The organism is Haematomicrobium sanguinis DSM 21259, from assembly GCF_000688395.1.
Lineage (GTDB): Bacteria > Actinomycetota > Actinomycetes > Actinomycetales > Micrococcaceae > Haematomicrobium > Haematomicrobium sanguinis.
Map to the genome: position 1 here is coordinate 1 of NZ_JIAG01000018.1, position 20,807 is coordinate 20,807.

Annotated in this window: 17 protein-coding genes; 6 read left to right on the top strand and 11 right to left on the bottom strand. The window is 62.8% G+C overall.

Features of this window, described 5'->3' with window-relative positions:
• Positions 1-143: 143 nt before the first annotated feature.
• A complete protein-coding gene (locus O148_RS0113200) occupies positions 144-1,184 on the bottom strand; it encodes an MraY family glycosyltransferase (RefSeq protein WP_035746208.1) in 1,041 nt (346 codons plus the stop codon).
• Entirely contained in the window at positions 1,185-3,098 is a 1,914-nt protein-coding gene (locus O148_RS16660) for a polysaccharide biosynthesis protein (protein ID WP_051620218.1), read from the bottom strand. It lies immediately after the preceding gene.
• A 136-nt stretch (positions 3,099-3,234) separates the two neighbouring features.
• On the opposite strand from O148_RS16660, the gene O148_RS0113210 reads away from it, so the two are divergent.
• The 3 genes from O148_RS0113210 to O148_RS0113220 are packed head-to-tail and all read left to right on the top strand — an operon-like array spanning position 3,235 to position 6,120.
• Positions 3,235-4,140, top strand: coding sequence for a glycosyltransferase (locus tag O148_RS0113210; protein ID WP_026531298.1), 906 nt, complete (start codon positions 3,235-3,237; stop codon positions 4,138-4,140).
• Positions 4,124-5,089: a glycosyltransferase gene (locus tag O148_RS16665; protein ID WP_051620219.1), complete on the top strand. Its 966-nt coding sequence runs from the start codon at positions 4,124-4,126 to the stop codon at positions 5,087-5,089. The genes O148_RS0113210 and O148_RS16665 overlap by 17 nt, the downstream gene beginning before the upstream one ends.
• 56 nt (positions 5,090-5,145) lie before the next feature.
• Positions 5,146-6,120 carry an NAD-dependent epimerase/dehydratase family protein gene (locus O148_RS0113220; RefSeq protein ID WP_169737540.1) on the top strand — a complete coding sequence of 325 codons (975 nt, stop codon included), beginning with the start codon at positions 5,146-5,148 and terminating at the stop codon, positions 6,118-6,120.
• Here O148_RS0113220 and O148_RS0113225 read toward each other — a convergent pair.
• The 9 genes from O148_RS0113225 to argS form a co-directional block, all read right to left on the bottom strand.
• The gene (locus tag O148_RS0113225; protein WP_035746211.1) at positions 6,117-6,830 is read right to left on the bottom strand and encodes an L-threonylcarbamoyladenylate synthase; all 714 of its coding nucleotides are present in this window, start codon (positions 6,828-6,830) and stop codon (positions 6,117-6,119) included. The genes O148_RS0113220 and O148_RS0113225 overlap by 4 nt on opposite strands.
• 90 nt (positions 6,831-6,920) lie before the next feature.
• Positions 6,921-7,763, bottom strand: a complete 843-nt coding sequence (gene prmC / locus O148_RS0113230; RefSeq protein ID WP_035746214.1) for a peptide chain release factor N(5)-glutamine methyltransferase — start codon at positions 7,761-7,763, stop codon at positions 6,921-6,923.
• Positions 7,764-7,780: 17 nt separating this feature from the next.
• Complete coding sequence (prfA, locus tag O148_RS0113235) at positions 7,781-8,890, bottom strand: peptide chain release factor 1 (RefSeq protein ID WP_035746216.1); 1,110 nt, start codon at positions 8,888-8,890, stop codon at positions 7,781-7,783.
• Positions 8,891-9,021: 131 nt separating this feature from the next.
• Positions 9,022-10,986: a transcription termination factor Rho gene (gene rho, locus O148_RS0113240; RefSeq protein WP_026531303.1), complete on the bottom strand. Its 1,965-nt coding sequence runs from the start codon at positions 10,984-10,986 to the stop codon at positions 9,022-9,024.
• Between the two features lie 248 nt (positions 10,987-11,234).
• Entirely contained in the window at positions 11,235-12,173 is a 939-nt protein-coding gene (gene thrB / locus O148_RS0113245) for a homoserine kinase (protein WP_026531304.1), read from the bottom strand.
• Between the two features lie 12 nt (positions 12,174-12,185).
• Positions 12,186-13,289, bottom strand: a complete 1,104-nt coding sequence (gene thrC, locus O148_RS0113250) for a threonine synthase (RefSeq protein ID WP_026531305.1) — start codon at positions 13,287-13,289, stop codon at positions 12,186-12,188.
• Position 13,290: 1 nt separating this feature from the next.
• Entirely contained in the window at positions 13,291-14,598 is a 1,308-nt protein-coding gene (locus O148_RS0113255) for a homoserine dehydrogenase (RefSeq protein ID WP_026531306.1), read from the bottom strand.
• Positions 14,595-16,028, bottom strand: coding sequence for a diaminopimelate decarboxylase (gene lysA, locus O148_RS0113260; protein WP_026531307.1), 1,434 nt, complete (start codon positions 16,026-16,028; stop codon positions 14,595-14,597). The genes O148_RS0113255 and lysA overlap by 4 nt, the downstream gene beginning before the upstream one ends.
• A gap of 6 nt (positions 16,029-16,034) precedes the next feature.
• The gene (argS, locus tag O148_RS0113265; RefSeq protein WP_026531308.1) at positions 16,035-17,693 is read right to left on the bottom strand and encodes an arginine--tRNA ligase; all 1,659 of its coding nucleotides are present in this window, start codon (positions 17,691-17,693) and stop codon (positions 16,035-16,037) included.
• Between the two features lie 122 nt (positions 17,694-17,815).
• On the opposite strand from argS, the gene O148_RS0113270 reads away from it, so the two are divergent.
• From O148_RS0113270 to O148_RS0113280, 3 genes are read left to right on the top strand one after another with little or no spacing between them, the layout of a single operon-like run.
• Positions 17,816-18,322, top strand: a complete 507-nt coding sequence (locus O148_RS0113270; RefSeq protein ID WP_240470873.1) for an FMN-binding protein — start codon at positions 17,816-17,818, stop codon at positions 18,320-18,322.
• Between the two features lie 2 nt (positions 18,323-18,324).
• A complete protein-coding gene (locus O148_RS0113275) occupies positions 18,325-19,197 on the top strand; it encodes an FAD:protein FMN transferase (protein ID WP_169737541.1) in 873 nt (290 codons plus the stop codon).
• A complete protein-coding gene (locus O148_RS0113280; protein ID WP_051620221.1) occupies positions 19,194-20,801 on the top strand; it encodes a ferredoxin--NADP reductase in 1,608 nt (535 codons plus the stop codon). Before O148_RS0113275 ends, O148_RS0113280 begins: the two co-directional genes overlap by 4 nt.
• Positions 20,802-20,807 lie beyond the last annotated feature (6 nt).

Genomic DNA, 20,807 nt, shown 5'->3' on the forward strand with positions numbered 1-20,807 from the left:
ATCAAGGCACAACGAAACCTTCCACCACGGAATCACAGCAGGCACGACACACACTCCAAAAAACTCAGGTGTTGCACTAGCCCCTTGAAACCACCGTCGGCATAGGCGTCACACGTGGCAACTCGCGAACCAGAGGGAGGCGTCTAAGCAGGCTGTTCGCTCTGGTCCGCACGTCGCTTCGCAAGAAACCCTGGCAACGAGAGATACGCGATGATGAGGACGATGCACAGGATCGTCGCCCCGATGGAAACGCCGATCTGCCCGGCCGCCGCAAGGATTCCCAAGACGCTGGTGCCCACGCTGAACGCCGTCACGATCAGAGCCGAACCCAATCGCGAAACGCCAAGGTCCGTGATTCGCTGATAAACGTGTTCGCGATGCGAGACGTACCACGCCTTGCCCTCGCGAGCGCGTTTGACCAGGGTGTACGCAGTATCTGCCAAATAGATGAGTGTGGGCGAAAAGATGTATTCGACTTTGACGCCGTCCAAGAACGCCCCCACCGAGACGATCGCAATAGTGCCCCCGAGGACATAGCTTCCGACATCTCCCATGAAGACGAGACCCTTGCCCATGTTCCAGGGCAAAAAGCCGGCACCTGCAGCCGCAATGACTAGCCCGGCAATGGTCAGCCAGTTCGAGGGGGTGAGCATCCCAGCGACGGCGAATGCGAGTCCCACAACCACGGCATGCAGTCCGGAAATTCCGTCCAAACCGTCCATGAAATTGACGACGTTGATATATGCGGCCACGGCGACGGCGCCGGCAACGAGCCACATCCAGTTTTGACCCGTGACAAGGATGAGCCCGGCCGTTCCCAATAAACCAATGCCCAGTTGCACCGCCGCCCGCACCTTCACGGAAACGCCGCGAATGTCCTCTAGCCAGCCGAGCGTCGCCGCGGCGAGTGCCACCAGGGAGCACACCACAAGGATGAGCTGGCCGTCCCCCATGACGGTGAACCCGGCGGCCGCCAAGAACCCGATCACAATCGCGGCGGCAATCGAAATGCCCATGCCCCGGATGGCGACGGATTCGTGGGAACTGCGCTCGTTGGGGACATCGATCACCCCGGCGCGTTGCAGCAGCGGCTTCACGATGTAGGGCGAAAGCAGACTCACGAGCAACGCCAGGAGAAAGGGAAGCGAGAATGGCAGTGCGAGAAGCTGATGAAGTCCGATCATTTAGGCTGCACCTAAACCGTCCCCGTGCGGCTTCGGATGATGCGCCGAGTTCTCCTCGATGCCCTGGCGTGCCAGCCACGTCTGCAGTTCCAGCTCTTCGGGGTCGGTCACCCGGATTTGCGCATGTGAGATTTTGGGGTGAAGTGGACGCGAGTCAATCTCGCCCTCCCCCATGAGTTCTTCGTGGAGCTTCTCGCCTGGACGGAGTCCGGTAAAGACAATATCGACATCCGCCCCGGACATCGCAATCATTTGCTTCGCCACATCCAAAATGCGCACCGGATCCCCCATGTCCAGCAAGAGGACCTCGCCGTCCTTGCCAAGGGCACCCGCTTGCAAGACCAACTGACAGGCTTCCGGGATCGTCATGAAGAACCGCGTTGCTTCGGGGTCGGTCACGGTGACCGGTCCACCCTTGCGGATTTGCTCGGTAAAGAGCGGGAGCACCGAGCCACGCGAACCCAGCACATTTCCGAAGCGCACAGAAACGTATTTGCCCTCGGTATTAAAGGCAAAGAAGGCGGTAAGCTTTTCGGCCAGACGTTTCGAGTGCCCCAAAACGGTGGTGGGGTTTGCGGCCTTGTCGGTGGAAATGTTGACAAAGGTCTCTACCTTCGCCGCGGACGCCGCCCTCAAAACATTGAGCGACCCCTCGACATTGGTCTTCCAGGCTTCCACCGGGTATTGCTCTAACAGCGATACATGCTTGAGGGCTGCCGCGTGGAAGACCACTTCCGGCTTCCGGTCGGAGAAGATGTCCAGCAACGCTTCGGCATCGCGGATGTCGGCCAGTACGGTATCGCGCCCGTCTAGGAGCCCGTGCCCGGTGATCGAAAGCTGGGTTGACTGCAACGCCGTCTCGTCGCGATCCACCATGATCAGCTCCGCGGGCTTAAAGTCCACAATCTGGCGGCACAGCTCCGATCCGATGGACCCACCGGCGCCGGTCACCAAAACACGCTTGCCCTGCACATAGGTCAGAATGTCATCGGTCCGGATTTGCACCGGCTGCCGGCCAATCAAATCTTCAATCGCCACGTCGCGGAAAGAGAAGTCCTCGCTCTTGCGCCCGAGCATGTCCTTGAGCGGCGGCATCACCAGCACGCGCACGCCAAGGCCATCCACAAGATCCGCGATCTCTCGAATCTTGGCCGAGTCGACATTATTAATGGCGACGATGAGCGCCTTCGCGCCGGTACGCCGCACCACATCTGGAATGTCCGTGAATCCGCCGCGCACCGGCACCGAGGAAATGCGCAAGTGCTTTTTGGCCGGATCGTCATCGATGAGCGCCACCGGACGGTAGGGCGAATTCGTGTCGCGGGCCATGCGAGAGACGAGAGAATCCCCCACGAATCCCGCACCGTACACCACGGCCGGCACCGCTGACTCCCCCGGCCCATTCTTGAGTTCCACCCAGGTGCGCTTGAGGTACCGCGACGCGGCCATAAAGATACAGGCAAACGGGAACGCCACCACGGCAATGCTTCGCGGCAGTTGCGGCGTGGTGAGCGGCCCGACAATCAGCCCAAACACAAAGAGCACCACCGAGACCAAGATCACGACCGCCACCAGAAGTTTCGCCTCTTGGAAGGAGCCGAAACTATAGCGACCGCGGTAGAGGGCGAATCCGTAGCCCACCGCGAACTGCGCAATGATCGCAACCGCTAAATATAGAAAATACCCGGGAAGAAATGACGCGAAATCAGGAAGCACTTCCGGGTTTGGCATCGGAGCAGCACCCGGAGGAACTGCCGGGCCGGACGCAAAGTCGTAGCGAAGATTCAGTGCAAGGTAGGCAAACGCAATGGCGATCGCCCAGGAAAGCGAGTCGAAAATAACTTGAAGCCACAACCACAGCGCCGGTTTGTCGCCCTGTGCGCGCGGTGACTCACGCGTACTGATCTCACTCATAGAGTCAAGAAACTCGATTCCTTCCGGGGTGTCCAAACGTGTGGACCGACTACAAAGATAGTAACCTTACCGTGATCGAGACCCCGTCCAATTTGCGTGTGCGCCGCGAGATTAACCGGCACGTGCCAAGGAGACCATGAACACCACGCCCACCGTCGCCGTCGCCGCGGTCACCTATAACCGCCACGAGGATCTCGCCACGCTCTTGGGCGCTCTCGACTCCCAGGACACAGCCATCGCCTCGGTGCACCTGGTCGACTCGGGAACCTACAGCGCGGAGAGCATCGTCAGAGCGGCACCGGGCACCATCGAGTACCTGCGCAGCCATCGCAATCTCGGCGGCGCCGGCGGTTTCTCGCTCGCGATCCTCTCTGCGCTGGCGAGCGGCGCCGAATGGATCTGGATTATGGATGACGATGCGCACCCCGAGGCCCCCCAGGTGCTCACCCACCTACTGAAGGCCGCCCGCGAAAGGCGGCAGGACGTCGTCGTACCTCTTATTGTGGCGCCCACTGACCACCACAAGCTGTCCTTCCCCTTCCGCATCGACGGACACCTCACGCATGAGCGCGACGCGGTGGAGCGTCTCGAGTTCATCGAGAATATTGGACAGTTTTTTAATGGCGCGCTGATCCGCTCGGACGTGTTTTTCCGGGTCGGCATCCCGGACGTCAAGATGTTTATCCGCGGCGATGAGACGGATTTCATGCTGCGGCTGCGTAAGGCGCGCATCCCGTTCGGCACCGTGACGACGGTTGCACTCTCCCACCCACCGGGCTGGGGCGAAGTGCAGGAAGTGCTCGGCGATCGCCTTCATGTGCTGGTTCCGGAGAACGACTTCAAGAAGTTCTATTTCTTCCGCAACCGCGGCTATTTGACGCGGAAATACCGGCGGGCCCGCTCGCTCGTGGCGGACGCGATCGGATACCCGATCTATTTCGTGACACGCAGGGACCTCAAAGGTTTCTCCCAGTGGTTCAAGGCATACTGGTCAGGAATCCGCGGAAGAAAGTTTGGTCCACCCGATGAGTTTGGCTTCTAACACGATTGCTGTCGCCGTCACGACGTACAACCGTGCTACCTACTTGCAGGGCCTGCTCGATTCGCTGATTGCGATGGATCCCGCGCCTGATTTTGTGGTGGTGGTGGACAACGCGAGCACTGACCACACCCCGGAAGTCATTGCGCGTGCGGCCGCCGAGGCGCCGTTTCCGATTCTCTCCGAGCGCTTGGCCGCCAATATTGGCGGGGCGGGCGGATTTGCGGCCGGCATTGAGCGCGCGCTCGCCGAAGGCGCGGATTGGGTTTGGGTGATGGACGACGACGTGCGCGTCCTTCCCGGGGCATTGTCCGCCTTCCAGCCCTGGATGGGTAGGTACGGTGTGTTGCACGGGCGGCGCTACGATGCCAACGGCGAGCCGTTCTTTTGGCAGCATGACTTCAACTCCTGGACCGGCGTGCCGCTGCCGGTGCAGGGCGATATCTTCCGCGATGCCGATATCTTCCATACCAATGTGGCGTGTTTCGAGGGCATGTTTGTCAGTGCCGGGGTCATTGCCGAGAACGGACTGCCAGACCCGCGGTTCTTCATCAATGGCGACGACACGATGTTCGGGTGGAAGGTGTCCCAACGGCAGCCGGTGGCGCTCATCAATGACTTTGTGATTCAAAAGGTGCGGCCGCAAAAGCAGATCGATCTGGGGATCCGGCACCTGAATGATTCCAGCGATCTGTCGCGGTACTACTCGATGCGCAATCGCGGTTTGGTGGCGCAATATTTGAAGGCTGAGGGAAAGTTCAGCCGGGTGGGCTTCGCGCTGGGCACCGTGCTGACGTTTCTGAAGGAACTCGCACGGTTGGGCCTCGTGGAACATAAGGTGCACGGGGTGAAAGCGCTGCTGCGCGGTTGGCGGGATTCGCGTGCGCTGATTGGCCAGTCCTTGGACGACGTTCAACTCGGCGTCCCGGCGCGCGAGAGTGTGTCTCGCTAACTTGCGCCCCCGCCATTCCGACCGCGCTCGTATATTCCTGAAATAGAATTGATCTCGTGACTCGTCCTCCTCTGCCTCAGCCGTCTCGACCGCTCACTATTGCCGTGCTCGGTGCGTCCGGTTTTATTGGGCGGGCGTTGGTGTCTTCGGCTCCCGCCGGGTTGGTCGCAGTGCGGGGTTTGAGCGCGCCGCGCGTCTACACCGCGGCGAGTACTCCCGCCGAGCTGGCGGCGGAATCCGGGGTGCACTTTGCCGCCGGGGATCTGGCGTCCCAGCTTGCCGGGGTTGACGTGGTGATCAACGCGGCCGGACTTGCCAGCCCCGATGAGGCCGAGGGCGATGAGGCGTTGGTGGGTGCCAATGGTCTGTTGCCGGCGCTCATCGCCCACGCCGCGACGCGTGCCGGAGTGCGCCGCGTGGTCCACCTTTCCAGCGCCGCGGTGCAAGGCAATGTCGCTCAGTTGGATGAAACCGAGCGCGTTGCCCCGTTTAGCGCGTATTCCCGGTCAAAGGCTTTGGGCGAGCAAGCTCTGGCGATCGTGGCGGCCGGGCTTCCCGGGGTGGAGGTCGTGTCGATTCGGGCGACCTCGGTACAGGGCGCCGAGCGAAAGACCACCAAGCAGTTGGTGCGGTTGGCATCCAGTCCGCTCTCCAGTGTCGCCGGGAGCGGACTCGGCCCTTCCGTGGCGTCTTCTGTCGATGAACTTGCCTATTTCGTCTATTACGTCGCGCTCGTCTCTACGGTGCCCCCGCAGATTGTGTTGCAACCCTGGGAGGGAGCAACCGCCGTTTCTGTCCTGCGCTCGGCCGGCGGAAAGGAGCCCGCGTCTCTGCCGTCTGCGCTGTGTCGGCTGGCGGTTCGGGCGGGCTATGCCGTCTCGGGGTTGCTCGGGGAAAGACTGCACGGCTTAGTTCGCCGGGTTGAACTCATGTGGTTCGGGCAAGGTCAGGCGCAAGGTTGGGCCGATGAGCAAGGATTCACGCCGGATAGGGCCGTGTTGCGGTTACTCGAAAACGTGCGGGAAGGCTAGCTCTCTGCGGAAGCGTCCTCGCTGACATCATCGGCGTCGTCCGCGTTATCCGGCCCCTTCCCCTCAATGTCCTCAATGTCCGGGACCACGTCGCGAAGCCGCTCGAGGCTAATCGCACCTTCTCGCACCACGCGCATCGGCGTCACGGTCGCGTCAACGATCGTGGAGGGCTCCCCCGATTCGTTCCGCTCTCCCCCGTCGAGGTAAAACGTCACTGAGTCCGCCAATTGCTCTTGGGCTTCGGCTGCGGTCCGCGCCGCAGGACGTCCGGTGCGGTTTGCCGAGGATACGGCGAGCGGCCCGGTCTTTCGCAGTAGTTCTTGGGCGACCTCGTCATCCGGGACCCGGAGTGCGACGGTCCCCTTGGTTTCTCCCAAGTCCCAGGTCAGCGAGGGCTGGGCGTGGACGATGATGGTGAGCGCTCCTGGCCAAAACTCTTGTGCCAGCTTCGTGACGTCGGTGGTGATGTCGCGGGCCAGGCCAGGCATTGTGGCGTGGCTGGCGATGAGCACAGGCGGCGGCATCGTCCGGTTGCGGCCCTTGGATGCCAGAAGCAGAGCGACGGCTTGCGCGGAAAACGCGTTGGCCGCAACGCCATAAACCGTGTCTGTCGGGATGACGACTAGTTCGCCGTCCGCAATCGCCTTTTCGGCACGCTCCAGCGCTTCGTCGCGTTCGCTACTCGCTTGCACATCAAGAATTTCACTCACCAGAGGATTCTTTCACAACCTCGACTGTGTAGCAGTTAATGCCCATGTTTAGCGCAAACATGGGCATTAACTGCTACACAGTCGAGGGGGTTAGGCGCGGGTGGCGGAGGTGGCGCGCGGACGGGAGGTCAAATCACGGTGACCTGTGACGTTAAGCCAGGTATCGCCGTCGTGCATCAAAGCCGCCGCGCTCGCTTCCTGCACCTCCGCGTGCTCCATCACGAAAAGCCCGCCCGGGCGCAAAAGCCGCGCGGCACTCGCGACCGCCGCGCGCGGCACATCCAGTCCATCGGTCCCGCCGCCGTAGAGCGCGACCTCGGGATCATGCTCGCGCGCCTCGACCTGCCGCGGCACCGCGCCGGGCGGCACATACGGCGGGTTGGACATCACCAGGTCCACCTGGCCGTCCAACTCGCCAAACGCGGTGGCCAGGTCACCCAAATGAAGTTCGACGGCGGTGCTCGCCACATTGCGCTCGGCCCACGAGTGCGCGAGCGGGTCCAGCTCCACCGCGAGTACGCGCGCGGCCGGGTGTTCGAGCGCGATCGAGACGGCGATCGCGCCGGAGCCGGTCCCGAGGTCCACCACGGTGGGCGCGGGGTTGGCCCGGCTTGCTAACCAGTCCAAGCCGATCTGCACAACGGTCTCGGTCTCCGGGCGCGGCACAAAAACGCCGGGGCCCACCTGGAGCGTGTGGTTGCGGAAATACGCGACGCCGGTCAGGTGCTGGAGCGGGATGCGGGAGGCGCGCTCGGCAATAAGGTCTTGATAGACGGCGTCGATCTCGGTATCGAGCAGAGCCAGCGCCTGGACGCGGCCGCGCGAAACATCGAGGACATGCGCGGCCAAGAGCTCGGCGTCCGCGCGCGGCGAGTCAACACCTGCGCGCGCGAGGGTCTCGGTGGCGTTATTGAGGGCGGCGGCCAGGTCCATGTGCTGGGCCCGGCCGATTAAACGTCTTTGCCGATGGCGGCGAGGCGCTCGGCCTCATCCATCTCGATCGCGGACTGGATGACGGGCTCCAGTTCGCCGTTCATGACCGCGTCCAGGTTGTATGCCTTGTAGCCGGTGCGGTGATCGGCAATACGGTTTTCCGGGAAATTGTAGGTGCGGATGCGCTCGGAGCGGTCCATGGTGCGCACCTGAGACTTGCGCTGCTCGGCGTTCGCGGCGTCGATCTGCTCCTGCTGGTGCGCGAGGAGCCGTGCGCGGAGTACTCGCATGGCGGCTTCGCGGTTTTGCAGCTGCGACTTCTCGTTCTGCATCGCGACGACAATGCCGGTCGGCAAGTGGGTGATGCGCACGGCGGAATCGGTTGTGTTCACGGACTGACCGCCGGGGCCGGATGAGCGGTAGACGTCAATCTTGAGATCGTTTTGGTTGATCTCGACCTCTTCGGGTTCATCGACCTCGGGGAAAACCAGTACACCGGCGGCCGAAGTGTGGATGCGGCCCTGGGATTCGGTGGCGGGAACGCGCTGGACGCGATGCACGCCGCCCTCGAATTTGAGCCGCGCCCAAACGCCTTCGGCGGGGTCGTTGGACGAGCCCTTGATGGCGACCTGGACGTCCTTATAGCCGCCGAGATCGGACTCATTGGCCTCAATGATTTCGGTCTTCCAGCCGCGAGACTCGGCATAGCGCAAGTACATGCGGAGCAGGTCGCCGGCAAACAGCGCAGCTTCGTCGCCGCCGGCTCCGGCCTTGACCTCGATGATGACGTCGCGGCCGTCATCGGGGTCACGCGGGATCAAGAGGCGGTTGAGCTTCTCGTGTGCCTTGTCCAGGTCTGCCTCAAGCTGTGGCACTTCCTCGGCGAGTTCCGGGTCTTCGGCGGCCATTTCGCGGGCGGCCTCGAGGTCATCGCGCAGCGTCTTCCAGCGGTGGTAGCCCTCCACAATGCCGTTCAGTTCGGCGTAGCGGCGGCCCAGCTTGCGTGCGAGCCCCTGGTTGGCATGCACCTCGGGGTTGCTCAGCTGGGTCTGGATGTCGGCGTGTTCATCGAGCAGCGTCTGCACAGAGGCAAACTGGTCTGGTGCAGATTGGTCCGACTCACTCATGCGTTTTTCCTCTTATCTTCGAAAACGGTAACCCAGTGCGCACCCACGTTTCGCCGAGTTGCCACTTCTGACGCTTATGACACAACGATAAGCGTCAGAAGTGGCAACTCGGCGAAGGGGGTGGTGGGGTGTTAGTCGTCTTCGCCCTTGGCGCCCAGAGTGGTCTTCTGGACCTGCATCAAGAACTCGACGTTGGAGCCGGTGTCCTTGAGCTTGCTGGTGAGCAACTCCAGGGCCTGCTGCTGCTCGAGTCCGGCCAGCACACGGCGCAGACGCCACATGATCTTGACCTCTTCGGGCGAAAGCAAGTTCTCTTCGCGACGGGTCGAGGACGCGTTGACGTCCACGGCCGGGAAGATGCGCTTGTCTGCCAGAGCGCGGGAGAGGCGCAACTCCATGTTGCCGGTGCCCTTGAACTCTTCGAAGATGACCTCATCCATCTTGGAACCGGTCTCCACCAAGGCGGTAGCCAGGATGGTCAGGGAACCGCCGTTTTCGATGTTGCGCGCGGCGCCGAAGAAACGCTTGGGCGGGTACAGCGCGGAGGAGTCCACGCCACCGGAAAGAATACGTCCGGATGCCGGGGTCGCCAGGTTGTAGGCGCGGCCCAAACGGGTCATCGAGTCCAGCAACACCACAACGTCCTTGCCGTCCTCCACCAGACGCTTGGCCCGCTCGATAGCGAGTTCGGCAACGGTGGTGTGGTCATCGGCGGGACGGTCGAAGGTGGAGGCAATGACCTCGCCCTTGACGCTGCGCTGCATGTCGGTGACTTCTTCGGGACGTTCGTCCACGAGCACCATCATCAAGTGCACATCCGGGTTGTTGATTGTGATCGCGTTCGCGATGGACTGCAAGATCATGGTCTTGCCGGCCTTCGGCGGGGACACGATCAAACCGCGCTGACCCTTACCGATCGGGGAGACCAAGTCGATCACGCGCGGACCGATCTTCTTCGGTTCGGTTTCCAAGCGCAGACGCTCGGACGGGTAGAGCGGCACGAGCTTGTTGAACTCGGTCCGGTCCTTCAAATCTTCCGGGTTCTTCCCGTTGACCGAGGTGACCTTGACCAGGGCATTGAACTTCTGACGCGAGTTGTTTTGCTCGCCCTCGCGCGGCGCGCGGATGGCGCCAACCACGGCGTCGCCCTTGCGCAGGTTGTACTTCTTCACCTGCGCCAGCGAGACGTAGATATCGTTCGGGCCCGGGAGGTAACCGGAGGTGCGGATGAACGCGTAGTTCTCCAGAACGTCCAACACACCGGCGACCGGCAACAGCACGTCATCTTCGGTCAGCTCGACCTCATCCACCTCGGGGTTGTTCCCGCGGTTTCGGCGACGTTCATTGCGGTCGCGGAAACGGTCATTGCGGTTGCGGCGGTTGTTGCGGCCGCCGCGCTCGTTGACGTCATCGTTGCGGTTGTTGTTGCGATCGTTCCGGTCATTGTTCCGGTTGTCGCGGTTGTTGCGGTCATTTCGGTTGCGGTTGTTTCCGCCGTTGTTACCGGAGTTGCCGTCATTGTTCTGATCAGAGCGGCCCTGGTCAGAGCGGCCCTGTTCTGAGCGGTCCCGGTCGGAGCGGCCCTGGTCCGAGGAATCCTCGGAAGCGTTGTCCCGGTTATCCCGGTCGCGGCGGTTATTGCGATTGCGGCGGTTGTTGCGCCCGTCGCGGCCCTCGCGGTTGTCCCCATCGCCGCCTTCGGTAGAAGACTCGGTAGCGCCCTCGGCACCAGTTTCAGCCTCGCCGGCAATCTCTTCCGGCTTCTTGTTGCGGTTGCGGGTACGGCTCCCACGGTCCTTCTTGCCCTCGCCGCTCTCAGCGGAAGCAGCGCCGTTCTCCGCGGCGCTCTCGGCTTTCGGCTCGCTCTTGCGATCGGCCACCTGGGATCCGCGCTGATGGTCGCTGATCGCGGCGACCAGATCGCCCTTGCGCATCCTGGAACCGCCGGTAATACCCAGCTGGGATGCTAAGACTTGAAGTTGCGCCAGCTTGAGCGATGCCAAACCGTTGGCCTTGCTGCCGTTTGCGCCAGATCCGTTGGATTCGGATTTTTCCATGGTTGCCACACCTGAATTCAGGTCAGTGGTTTCTGTCACGAAGGTTCCTTCCCCCTCGTCAGGCGATTCTTCATCTTGTTTGAGAATCGCGTGTGTTTACACGGCTCATGTGTTTCAGAAGCATGAACCGGGGTGTCAAACCCCATACTTTCCAAGTGCCTCACCCTGACTCGTCACAGTGCGCGGGCGCATGTCACTATCAAGGAAGTGAAGTCTTGAGTGCACGATTAATTGACGATCAGTTCTTCTTGCGGAGATTCCATCGGAAGGATTTGCGTCAACACGGATTACCGTTTGTGCTCTATTAGTTTAGCACCTTGCTCGGCGATACCTAAGTCAAGGACACGCCAGCTGTCATCGGCTACCTCATCCACAACCTGACTCACCTGCTCCACTATTCCCGGCCCCTCCTCATGAGTGAGCACGAGGACCGTCGGGCCCGCACCGGAAATCACGGCGGCAAGGTCAAGATCGCGCAGCTGCGTCATCAGTTCCAAAGAGTCATACAGAATTCCGGAGCGATACTCCTGGTGCAGGAAGTCCTCGGTCGCATCCATGAGCAGCATCGGATTCGAATCCACGGCAAGCATCATGAGCGCCGTCCGCGCCGAATTGGCCACCGCATCCTCATGCGGCACGGTCTCGGGAATGACCGCCCGCGCGGAGGCGGTGGACTGCGGAAAGCTCGGCACGCACACCACGGCGCGCAAGGTCTTGGCCACCGGCGCGATCGTGAACGAAGACATCTTCGGCGCCAGCGCCCAGGACACCGTCAGGCCGCCGCTGAGCGCCGCCGCGACATTGTCCGGGTGCCCCTCGATCGTGGTGGCAAAGGCAAAAATTTCCGGGATACTCAGCCGCTCGTCTTCGGGGAGCAGCACAGAGGCAAGTACGACGGCGGCACTCACCGCAGCGGCCGAGGAACCTAATCCGCGCGCATGCGGGATGGAATTTTTGGCCTCCAGCGAGAGCGTTGGCGCGGCATATCCTCGGGTTGCGAGGATTTCGCCAATCAGGCGGATAATGAGGTGGTTTTGATCCAGGTCGACGGTGTCCGCGCCCTCGCCGGTGACCGTCACGGTCGCGTCGCCAGGTGCAACGGTTTCAACCCGCACCTCATCGCGCAACTCGAGGGCCAGGCCCAAAGAATCGAACCCGGGACCGAGGTTAGCGGCGGAGGCAGGGACGGAGGCTCCAACGCGGATCCCTAATGGCAAATTTTTCACGAAGTACCCCCGCTAATCCTCAAGGCCGAGCGCCCGGGCGACGGACACGACGTCGTACTCCACCTTGGTGGGGTGCACTTCGGTGCCATCCGCGTTTTTCAACGCCCACTGCGGGTCCTTGAGCCCATGCCCGGTGACGGTGATCACGATCGTGGCCCCGGTGGGCGCCTGACCCGCCGCGTACTTTTTCAGCAGACCGGCGACCCCGGCGGCGGAGGCGGGCTCCACGAAAACCCCTTCTCGGGAAGACAGCCAGCGGTGCGCGTCCAGGATTTCTTCATCGGTGACCGCCTCGATCACCCCGCCGGACGCGTCGCGTGCGTTTTCCGCCCCCTCCCAGGAGGCGGGATTGCCGATCCGGATTGCGGTGGCCACCGTCTCGGGCTCGGTGATCGGGTGACCGTCCACAATCGGCGCGGCGCCGGCGGCCTGGAAGCCCCACATGATCGGGGTTTTCGTGGCGACCGGTTCAAGTTCCTCGCCCGCATCATTGACGTAGGGCGCGGCGTACTCTTGGTAGCCCTTCCAATACGCGGTGATATTGCCCGCGTTGCCGACGGGCAACAGGTGGTAGTCCGGAGCATCGCCGAGGGCGTCCACCACCTCAAAGGCACCGGTTTTCTGCCCCTCGATGCGATATGGGTTGACCGAATTGACCAGGAACACCGGGTAGGACTCGGCGAGTTTGCGTGCCACGTCGAGGCAGGCATCGAAGTTGCCGTGGACCTGCAGCAGGTCCGCCCCGTGCGCAATTGCTTGGGAGAGTTTCCCGAGCGCGATCTTGCCATCGGGAACCAGCACCGCACACTTCAAGCCGGCACTTGTCGCGTAGGCGGCGGCCGACGCCGAGGTGTTTCCGGTTGACGCGCACACGACCGCCTGGGCGCCCTCGGCGAGCGCCGCGGTCATCGCCATGGTCATGCCGCGGTCTTTGAACGAGCCGGTGGGGTTCATGCCCTCGACCTTTAAGTACACGGTGTTTCCGGTGTATTCGGAGAGCGCCTTGGCGTGCACGAGCGGTGTGCCGCCCTCGCCGAGGGTAATGACCTCGGTGTCCTCCTGCACGGGAAGTCGGTCGCGGTATTCGTTGATGACGCCTCGCCATTGGTGGGCCACGCTAGGCTCCTTCTACTCTCAACACGCTCGTCACCTCGGCGACGGCGTTCACGTTCTTCAGTGCGGCCACCGTGGCGGCGAGGTTCGCTTCACTCGCACGGTGCGTGACAACGCGCAGGTGCGCGCTGGGGTTGCCGTTCGCGTCCTGGGCGTCGATGTTTTGTCGGATGGTCTCGATGGAGACACCGTTATCGGCAAAAATGCGGGAAATTTCGGCGAGCACGCCGGGCTCATCGCGCACATCCATGGCAATGCTGAAACTCGCTTGCGCCTTGTCCAGGGGCAGAATCGGCAAGCGCAGCGGCGTGATCTCGGTAATCGCCGGTCCCCCGGTTGCCCGGCGCCACGCCGCGGAAACAAGGTCCCCCATGACGGCGGAGGCAGTCGGGTTGCCGCCGGCGCCCGCACCGTAAAACATGAGTTCGCCTGCGTTTTCGGCCTCGATGAAGATCGCGTTGAATCCGCCGTGTACCCCGGCCAGCGGGTGCTCGCGCGGCACGAGCACCGGGTGGACCCGTACGCTCACCCCGGTTTCCTCCGCGTCCAAAAGCTCTGCGACGGCCAACAGTTTAATGACGTAGCCGTCCTCGGCGGCGGCCTTCATGTCTGCCGCGGTTACCGCGGAAATGCCCTCGGTGTACACATCGGATTTGCGCAATTGGGTGTGGAACGCCATGGAGGCAAGAATGGCGGCCTTTGCCGCCGCATCGTGACCGTCGACGTCCAGAGAGGGATCGGCCTCGAGGTACCCGAGCGCCGCCGCCTCATCAAACACCTCCTGGTAGCTGGCACCGGTGGTGTCCATTTTGTCCAGCATGTAGTTGGTGGTGCCGTTGACGATGCCGAGGATCCGGGTGATGCGATCCCCGGACAGCGAGTCCTGGATCGGCCGGATGATGGGGATGGCCCCGGCAACGGCGGCCTCAAAGGAAATGTGCGCGCCGGATTCGTTAGCCAGCGCATACAGCTCAGGCCCATATTCGGCCAGTAGCGCCTTATTGCCGGTAACCACGCTCTTGCCCGCTTCCAAAGCGCGGCGCACCAGCGTGTAGGCGGGTTCGATCCCGCCCATCAGTTCCACGACAATGTCGGCTCGATCGATAATGCTGTCGGCGTCGGTGGTCAGTAGCTCGCGCGGGAGTTCGGTGTCGCGCGGCGCGTCGATATCCCGGACCGCGATTCCGACCAGTTCCATCGGCACACCGATGCGCTCGGTGAAGCTTTCGGCGTCCTCGGCCATAATCCGGGCGACTTGGCTTCCCACGGTCCCGGCGCCCAAGAGCGCCACGCTGATCGACTCGATGCTCATTCACTCCCCATCTCATTCGCTCCCACGTCGCGGCGCAGGAGATCGTCCTCGTTTTCGCCCCGCACAATCAACCGCGAGGCGCCATCCTTGAGCGCCACGACCGGCGGCCGCCCCAAATAGTTGTAGTTGCTGGAAAGCGCCCAACAGTACGCCCCGGTACCCGGGACAGCAATTAAGTCGCCGCGCCCCGCGTCCGCCGGCAAGTACGCCGAGCGCACCACAATGTCGCCGGATTCGCAGTGCTTTCCCGCCACCCGGGTGAGGATCGGTTCTGCACCCGATGCGCGCGAGGCGAGCACAGCGGAGTAGTCCGCGTCGTAAAGCACCGGGCGCGGGTTATCGCTCATCCCGCCGTCCACGGAAAGGTAACGGCGCGTGGCGGTACCGCCTGCAACGTCCACCTCTACGTCTTTTCTGACACCCGCCGTGTACAGGGTGAAGGTGCTCGGTCCGGCAATCGCGCGTCCGGGCTCAATGGAAATGCGCGGCACCTCAAGTTGCGCTTCGGCGCACCGTTGGCGCACGACGGCGGCAATCGCCTGGGCGATTTCGGCCACTTTTCGCGGGGTGTCCTCGGGCGTATACGCAATACCGTATCCACCGCCGAGGTCGAGTTCGGGGAGTTGGACTCGGTGCCGGTGAGCGATATCGGCGAGGAAATCGATTAACCGCACGGCGGCCATTTCAAAGCCCTCGGGGTCAAATATTTGCGAGCCGATATGCGCGTGTACACCCCAAAGATTGATCGCGTCGGAGCCAAGCGCAATGTCGACGGCCCGCATTGCTTCGGAAACGTCCTGGTCCTCAGCGAGCATGGAGAGGCCGAACTTTTGGTCCTCGTGCGCCGTGGCAATGTATTCGTGAGTGTGCGCATGCACGCCGGGCTTGAGCCGTAGCAGTACGTTGGCGACGGTTCCACGCGCGCCTGCGAGCGCCGCAAGATGCTCTAACTCATCGATGCTGTCCACCACAATACGGCCGAGGTTTACCTCGAGGGCGCGGTTCAGTTCGGCGTCGCTCTTATTATTGCCGTGCAATCCGATGTGCGCCGGGTCAACTCCGGCACGCAACGCGACCAGCAGTTCCCCGCCCGAACAGGTGTCGATTCGCAACCCTTCTTCACTCATCCAGGAGGCGACGGCCAGGCTCAAGAACGCTTTGCCGGCGTAATACACGTCGGCTCCGCCCTCTGCCGCAAAAGCCTCATTGAATGCGTCGCGGAAGGCGCGGGCGCGAGAGCGAAAGTCGGTCTCCGACATCACAAATACCGGTGTTCCATAGCGTGCGGCAAGTTCGCGCACGCCCACGCCGTCCAGGGCCAGTTCCCCGGATTCCAGGCGGGAAACGCCCTGCGCCCACAATGCAGGGTTAAGCTCGTTGGCGTCGTTCGGGTAATTCAGCCAGGCCGGGGCCAGCGGTGAAGCAGCCACAGCGGGTTACATTCTCTCCGGCGCGCTGACGCCCAAGAGCTCGAGTCCGTTTGCCAGGACCTGCCCGGTGGCGTCGTTGAGCCACAAACGGGTCCGGTTGTCGGTGGTGACCTCATCCCCTGCCAACGGGGTCACGCGGCGCGCGTCATACCACTTGTGGTACGCCGACGCGATCGTTTCCAAGTGGCGGGCGACCCGGTGCGGCTCGCGGAATCCGGCGGCCTGGGCCAGCACGCTCGGGTAGGCGCCCAGTGCGGCCAGGAGTGCGTTCTCGGTGGGGTGATCCAGCAGACTGGCGTCGAATTCGGAGCGGTCCACACCGGCGGCCTCCGCGTTCCGATCCACAGCCTTAGTGCGGGCGTGCGCGTACTGGACGTAGAACACCGGATTCTCGTTGCTCGCTTTGGAGAGCAAATCCAGGTCGATATCGATATTGGAGTCCGCCGAATAGCGGGCCAGAGCGTAGCGGGACGCGTCCACGCCGATCGCGTCGACAAGATCTTCCAACGTCACAATGGTCCCGTTGCGCTTGGACATCCGCACCGGCTTGCCCTCCCGCACCAGGTTCACCATCTGCCCAATGATGACCTCGGCGCTGGCCGGGTCATAGCCGAGCGCCGCCGCCGCGGCTTTGAGCCGCGCGACGTACCCGTGGTGGTCCGCCCCGAGCAAGTAGATCGCCGTGCTGAATCCGCGGTCCATCTTGTTCTTGAAGTACGCGATGTCTCCGGCAATGTAGGCGGCGTTGCCATCGGATTTAATGACCACGCGGTCCTTGTCATCCCCGTAATCGGTGGACTTCAACCACCAGGCACCGTCCTCGTAAAAGAGCGCTCCGGAGGTCTTCAAGCCCTCCAAAAGGGTCTCCACCGAGCCGTCGCGATGCACCGAATCTTCATGGAAATAGACATCGAAATCGACCCGGAAATTGTGTAGCGACTCCTTAATCTCATCAAACATAAGATTGACGCCGTGCTCGCGGAACGCCTCCTGCAAAGCCTCGCCCTCGAGCTCTGAAACCTCCGGGTGCTCGGACAGGACCGCGTCCTTGATTTCGGCAATGTACGCTCCGCCGTACCCGTCCTCGGGTGCGCTCTCGCCGCGATATGCGGCCACCAGCGACCGCGCGAATCGGTCGATCTGCGCGCCATGATCATTGAAGTAGTACTCGCGCGTGACATTCGCCCCTTGCGATTGGAAGATCCGGGCTAGCGAGTCGCCGACGGCCGCCCACCGGGTGCCGCCCAAGTGGATCGGACCGGTCGGGTTCGCAGACACAAATTCGAGGTTGACGTTCTGCCCGGACATTCCCTCGCTTGCGCCGAACGCTGCCCCGGCGTCCACAATCGTTTTCGCAAGCGTCCCGGCCGCGGCAGCGTCCAAGGTGATGTTCAAAAAACCCGGACCGGCGATCTCCACGGAGGCAACGCCGTCGTTCTTTTCGAAAAGGGGAGCCAGAATTTCGGCGACCGCGCGCGGGGCCATCCCGGCGGGCTTTGCCAATTGCATCGCGACGTTGGTGGCCCAGTCCCCGTGCTCGCGGTTTTTGGGCCGCTCGATACGAACCTCGCGCGCCAGCACCTCATCGGGGATCGTCAGGGCGCCGGTTGCGGCGGCGTCCCGGAGGGTTTGGGTCAGCGTTGCGGAGAGTTCTTCAGGAGTCACCCGTCAAGCATACCGACGGCGGGCGCTCAACTCATGTTCAGTGACGCCGTGCATCATGGGCGGGTGGTGAACCGCGTGGGCGGCCGGTTCGTCATACCCTAGTGAACGAGAAAACGCCCTTCATGAAATCGAGGTTTGCCATGCAAAAACTGCCCAAATCCGTCACGATCGCCGGTTCCCTCTCCGCGCTCTCGATCGCAGTGCTCACCGGTTGCGCCTCGCAGCCGAGCACGCTGACGAGCCCCGGACCGCAAACCGCTGCCCCATCCAGCGCGCCCAGCGAGGCGACCGGGAGCGGCGCGGCCAGCCCCGATTCCACCGCGGCCAGCGGCGAATACAAGGACGGCTCCTACTCGGCCGACGGCACCTACCAGTCCCCCAACGGCACCGAGAAAATCGGTGTGAGCTTGACCCTCGCGGACGGCGTCATCGAAAGCCTGGATTTGACCAGCTACCCGAGCAACCCGAACACCCGTAATTTTCAGGGGCAGTTCATTGGCGGCGTGAATGACCTGGTCGTCGGCAAGAGCATCGACGAGGTGTCGGTGGACAAGGTTGCCGGATCCTCGCTGACCAGCGGCGGCTTCATGGACGCGCTGGAGCAAATCAAGGCGGAAGCTGCGGGCTAAGGGTGTCTGAACGCCGTCTCCCCGCCGAGTTGTGGGAGTTTGAGGCGATTGGAGTGCCGTGGGCGATTTCCACGTTCGCGCCGTTGACCGCTGCTGTGCGGGGCGCGGTGGCGGAGGCGATTGCGAACTACGACCTCACCTATTCGCGTTTCCGCGCGGATTCGGTGGTTTCCGGGCTTGCCGCTCGCGGCGGGGCGGCGCATCTTCCGGATTCGGCTCGTGACCTCGAGCGAACCTATACGTGGCTCGATCGGGTGAGTTCCGGGGCCATCTCACCGTGGGTGGGCGCAAGCCTTGCGCGCTTGGGGTACGACGGCGCCTACCGCCTTTCACCCGCGGGCGCGCCTATGCCCGCGCCCGCCTGGGATTCCGGGTGGTGGAGCGGACGCGACGTGCAGGTTCCCCGGGGTGTGATGCTGGATGTCGGGGCCGCCGGCAAGGGACAGCTTGTGGACTTGGTCACATCGGTGTTGGGTGAGCACGGCGTCGAGGAATGTGTCGTCGACGCGAGCGGAGACCTCAGGGTGCGCGGTGACTTTGCGCTCCGGGTTGGTATGGAACACCCCTACGATCCGGCGCGCGTGATTGGCGTGGTGGAGCTTCGCGATCTTGCCCTTGCGGCCTCGGCAAGCAACCGCCGCGCCTGGGGAGACGGACTGCATCATATTATTGATGCGCGCACCGGAGCTCCGGTGCATACGGTCGTGGCTTCGTGGGCCGTCGCGCCGACCTGCCTGGTGGCAGATGCCGCAGCGTCCGCCCTATTTTTTGCCCCGGCGGACGCGGTGGAAGCCGAATGCGGCGCCAAAGGCTTGCGTGTTCTCAGCGATGGGAAGAGCGAGGGATCGAGGGAAATGGTGAGGGCACTGGTGTGAAGATCGTGACGCAATCCAAAAACTGGTTAGACCACCAGTTGGGCCGGGTGTCGATGTATCGGCTGGTGGTGATTGTGCTGGCGGTGATTGCTCTCGCCGGGACGCTCCTGAGCCTTGGCGGGACGATGCCTTTTACCGTGGTGGACGCGCTCGTCACCCTGCCGGTGCTCGTCATTGTGGTGTGCGGTGTCAGCTGGGTGCTGGGCTGGGCCGTTGGGGTTGGTGCGCACGTGGACTCCTCGTTGGTGACCGCGCTGCTGTTGTTTTTGATCTTTTGGCCGAGTGCCGAACCCAGCGCCTTGCTGTCCCTAGTGTTCGCGGCGGTTCTGGCGGCTCTTTCCAAGTTCCTGGTGACCTGGCGTGGACGGCATATTTTCAATCCTGCCGCGTTCGGCGCCGTGGTGGTGGGCTTGGTTTCCCCGCTGTTGCCGTTCATGTTCCCGAATGTGGCGACCTGGTGGGTCGCCACCGGCGCGCTCTTCCCTCTGGTGTTGATTGCGGCGGCGCTCGTGATTTATCGGACGAACCGGTGGGCGCTGTTTTCTGTCTATGTGGGCGTGGCACTAGTCATTGTGGTTGTTCGGTTGGTCTCCGGGGGGAACGGCTTCCTTGATGCGCTGAGTACGGGCCTGCTGGCATACCCCATTGTTTTTGCGGCCGGGTTCATGGTGAGCGAGCCCTTGACCCTGCCCCCGCTCAAATGGCAACAAATGAGCGTGGCAGGGCTGATGGCGCTCGTCGCGTTTGTGCCGTTTCCGGCGAACCCGGTGATCACCAATACCCCCGAACTCGGCATTGTGGTTGGGAATCTGGTGGCCTTTGCCATGAACGCGCGCGGCGCGGTGAAGTTGCGCTATGTGGGCAGTGAGGACCGCGGTCATGAGGGCAAGTCCTTCATTTTTGAACCGTTACGCCCCCTGCCCTTCAAGGCGGGACAATTTGCCGAGCTACACGTGGCACACCGCGCAGACTCCCGCGGACCTCGGCGGGTGTTTTCGATCGCGTCGGCACCCGGCGAAGAAACGGTGCGATTCGGCATGCGCGTGGGCGCCCAGTCGAGTTCCTTCAAAAATTCGATGAACGCCCTGAGCGAGGGGACGCTCTTGCGTGCGGTGGGTGTCTGGGGAGACTTCCAATTGCCTCGCCAGGGGTCGCCCAAGGTTTTGCTTCTGGCTCGGGGCGTCGGAATCACGCCGTTCCTTTCCCACCTGTTGTGGCTCGCGCGAGAGGGGCGCGGACATGACGTGTTGCTCATCATGTTCGCCAACTATGCCGCCGACATTGAATGGTTGCGCGAAGTCGCCGAAGCGGACGCCGCATCGCCGCGCCCGGTGCGCGAGCAGGTGCGGGTGTACGGTCCGCCACGCGAGACGATGCCATCCTGGTTCCCGCAGGACTGGGTGTATGAAGTTTACGAGGAACCGCGAGGCGATGCCGATGCTGTCCCGTGGTTCGACGTCGACTCGTTGCGCGTAACGGTGCCAGACCTTGCCGCGCGGCGCACTTACGTGTCCGGTTCACCGGACTTTGTGAACACGATGGCGCCCACCGCCCGGCGGGCCGGTGCAAAGCGAGTGCACCGCGACGAGTTCTTCGGCTACTAGCCACCC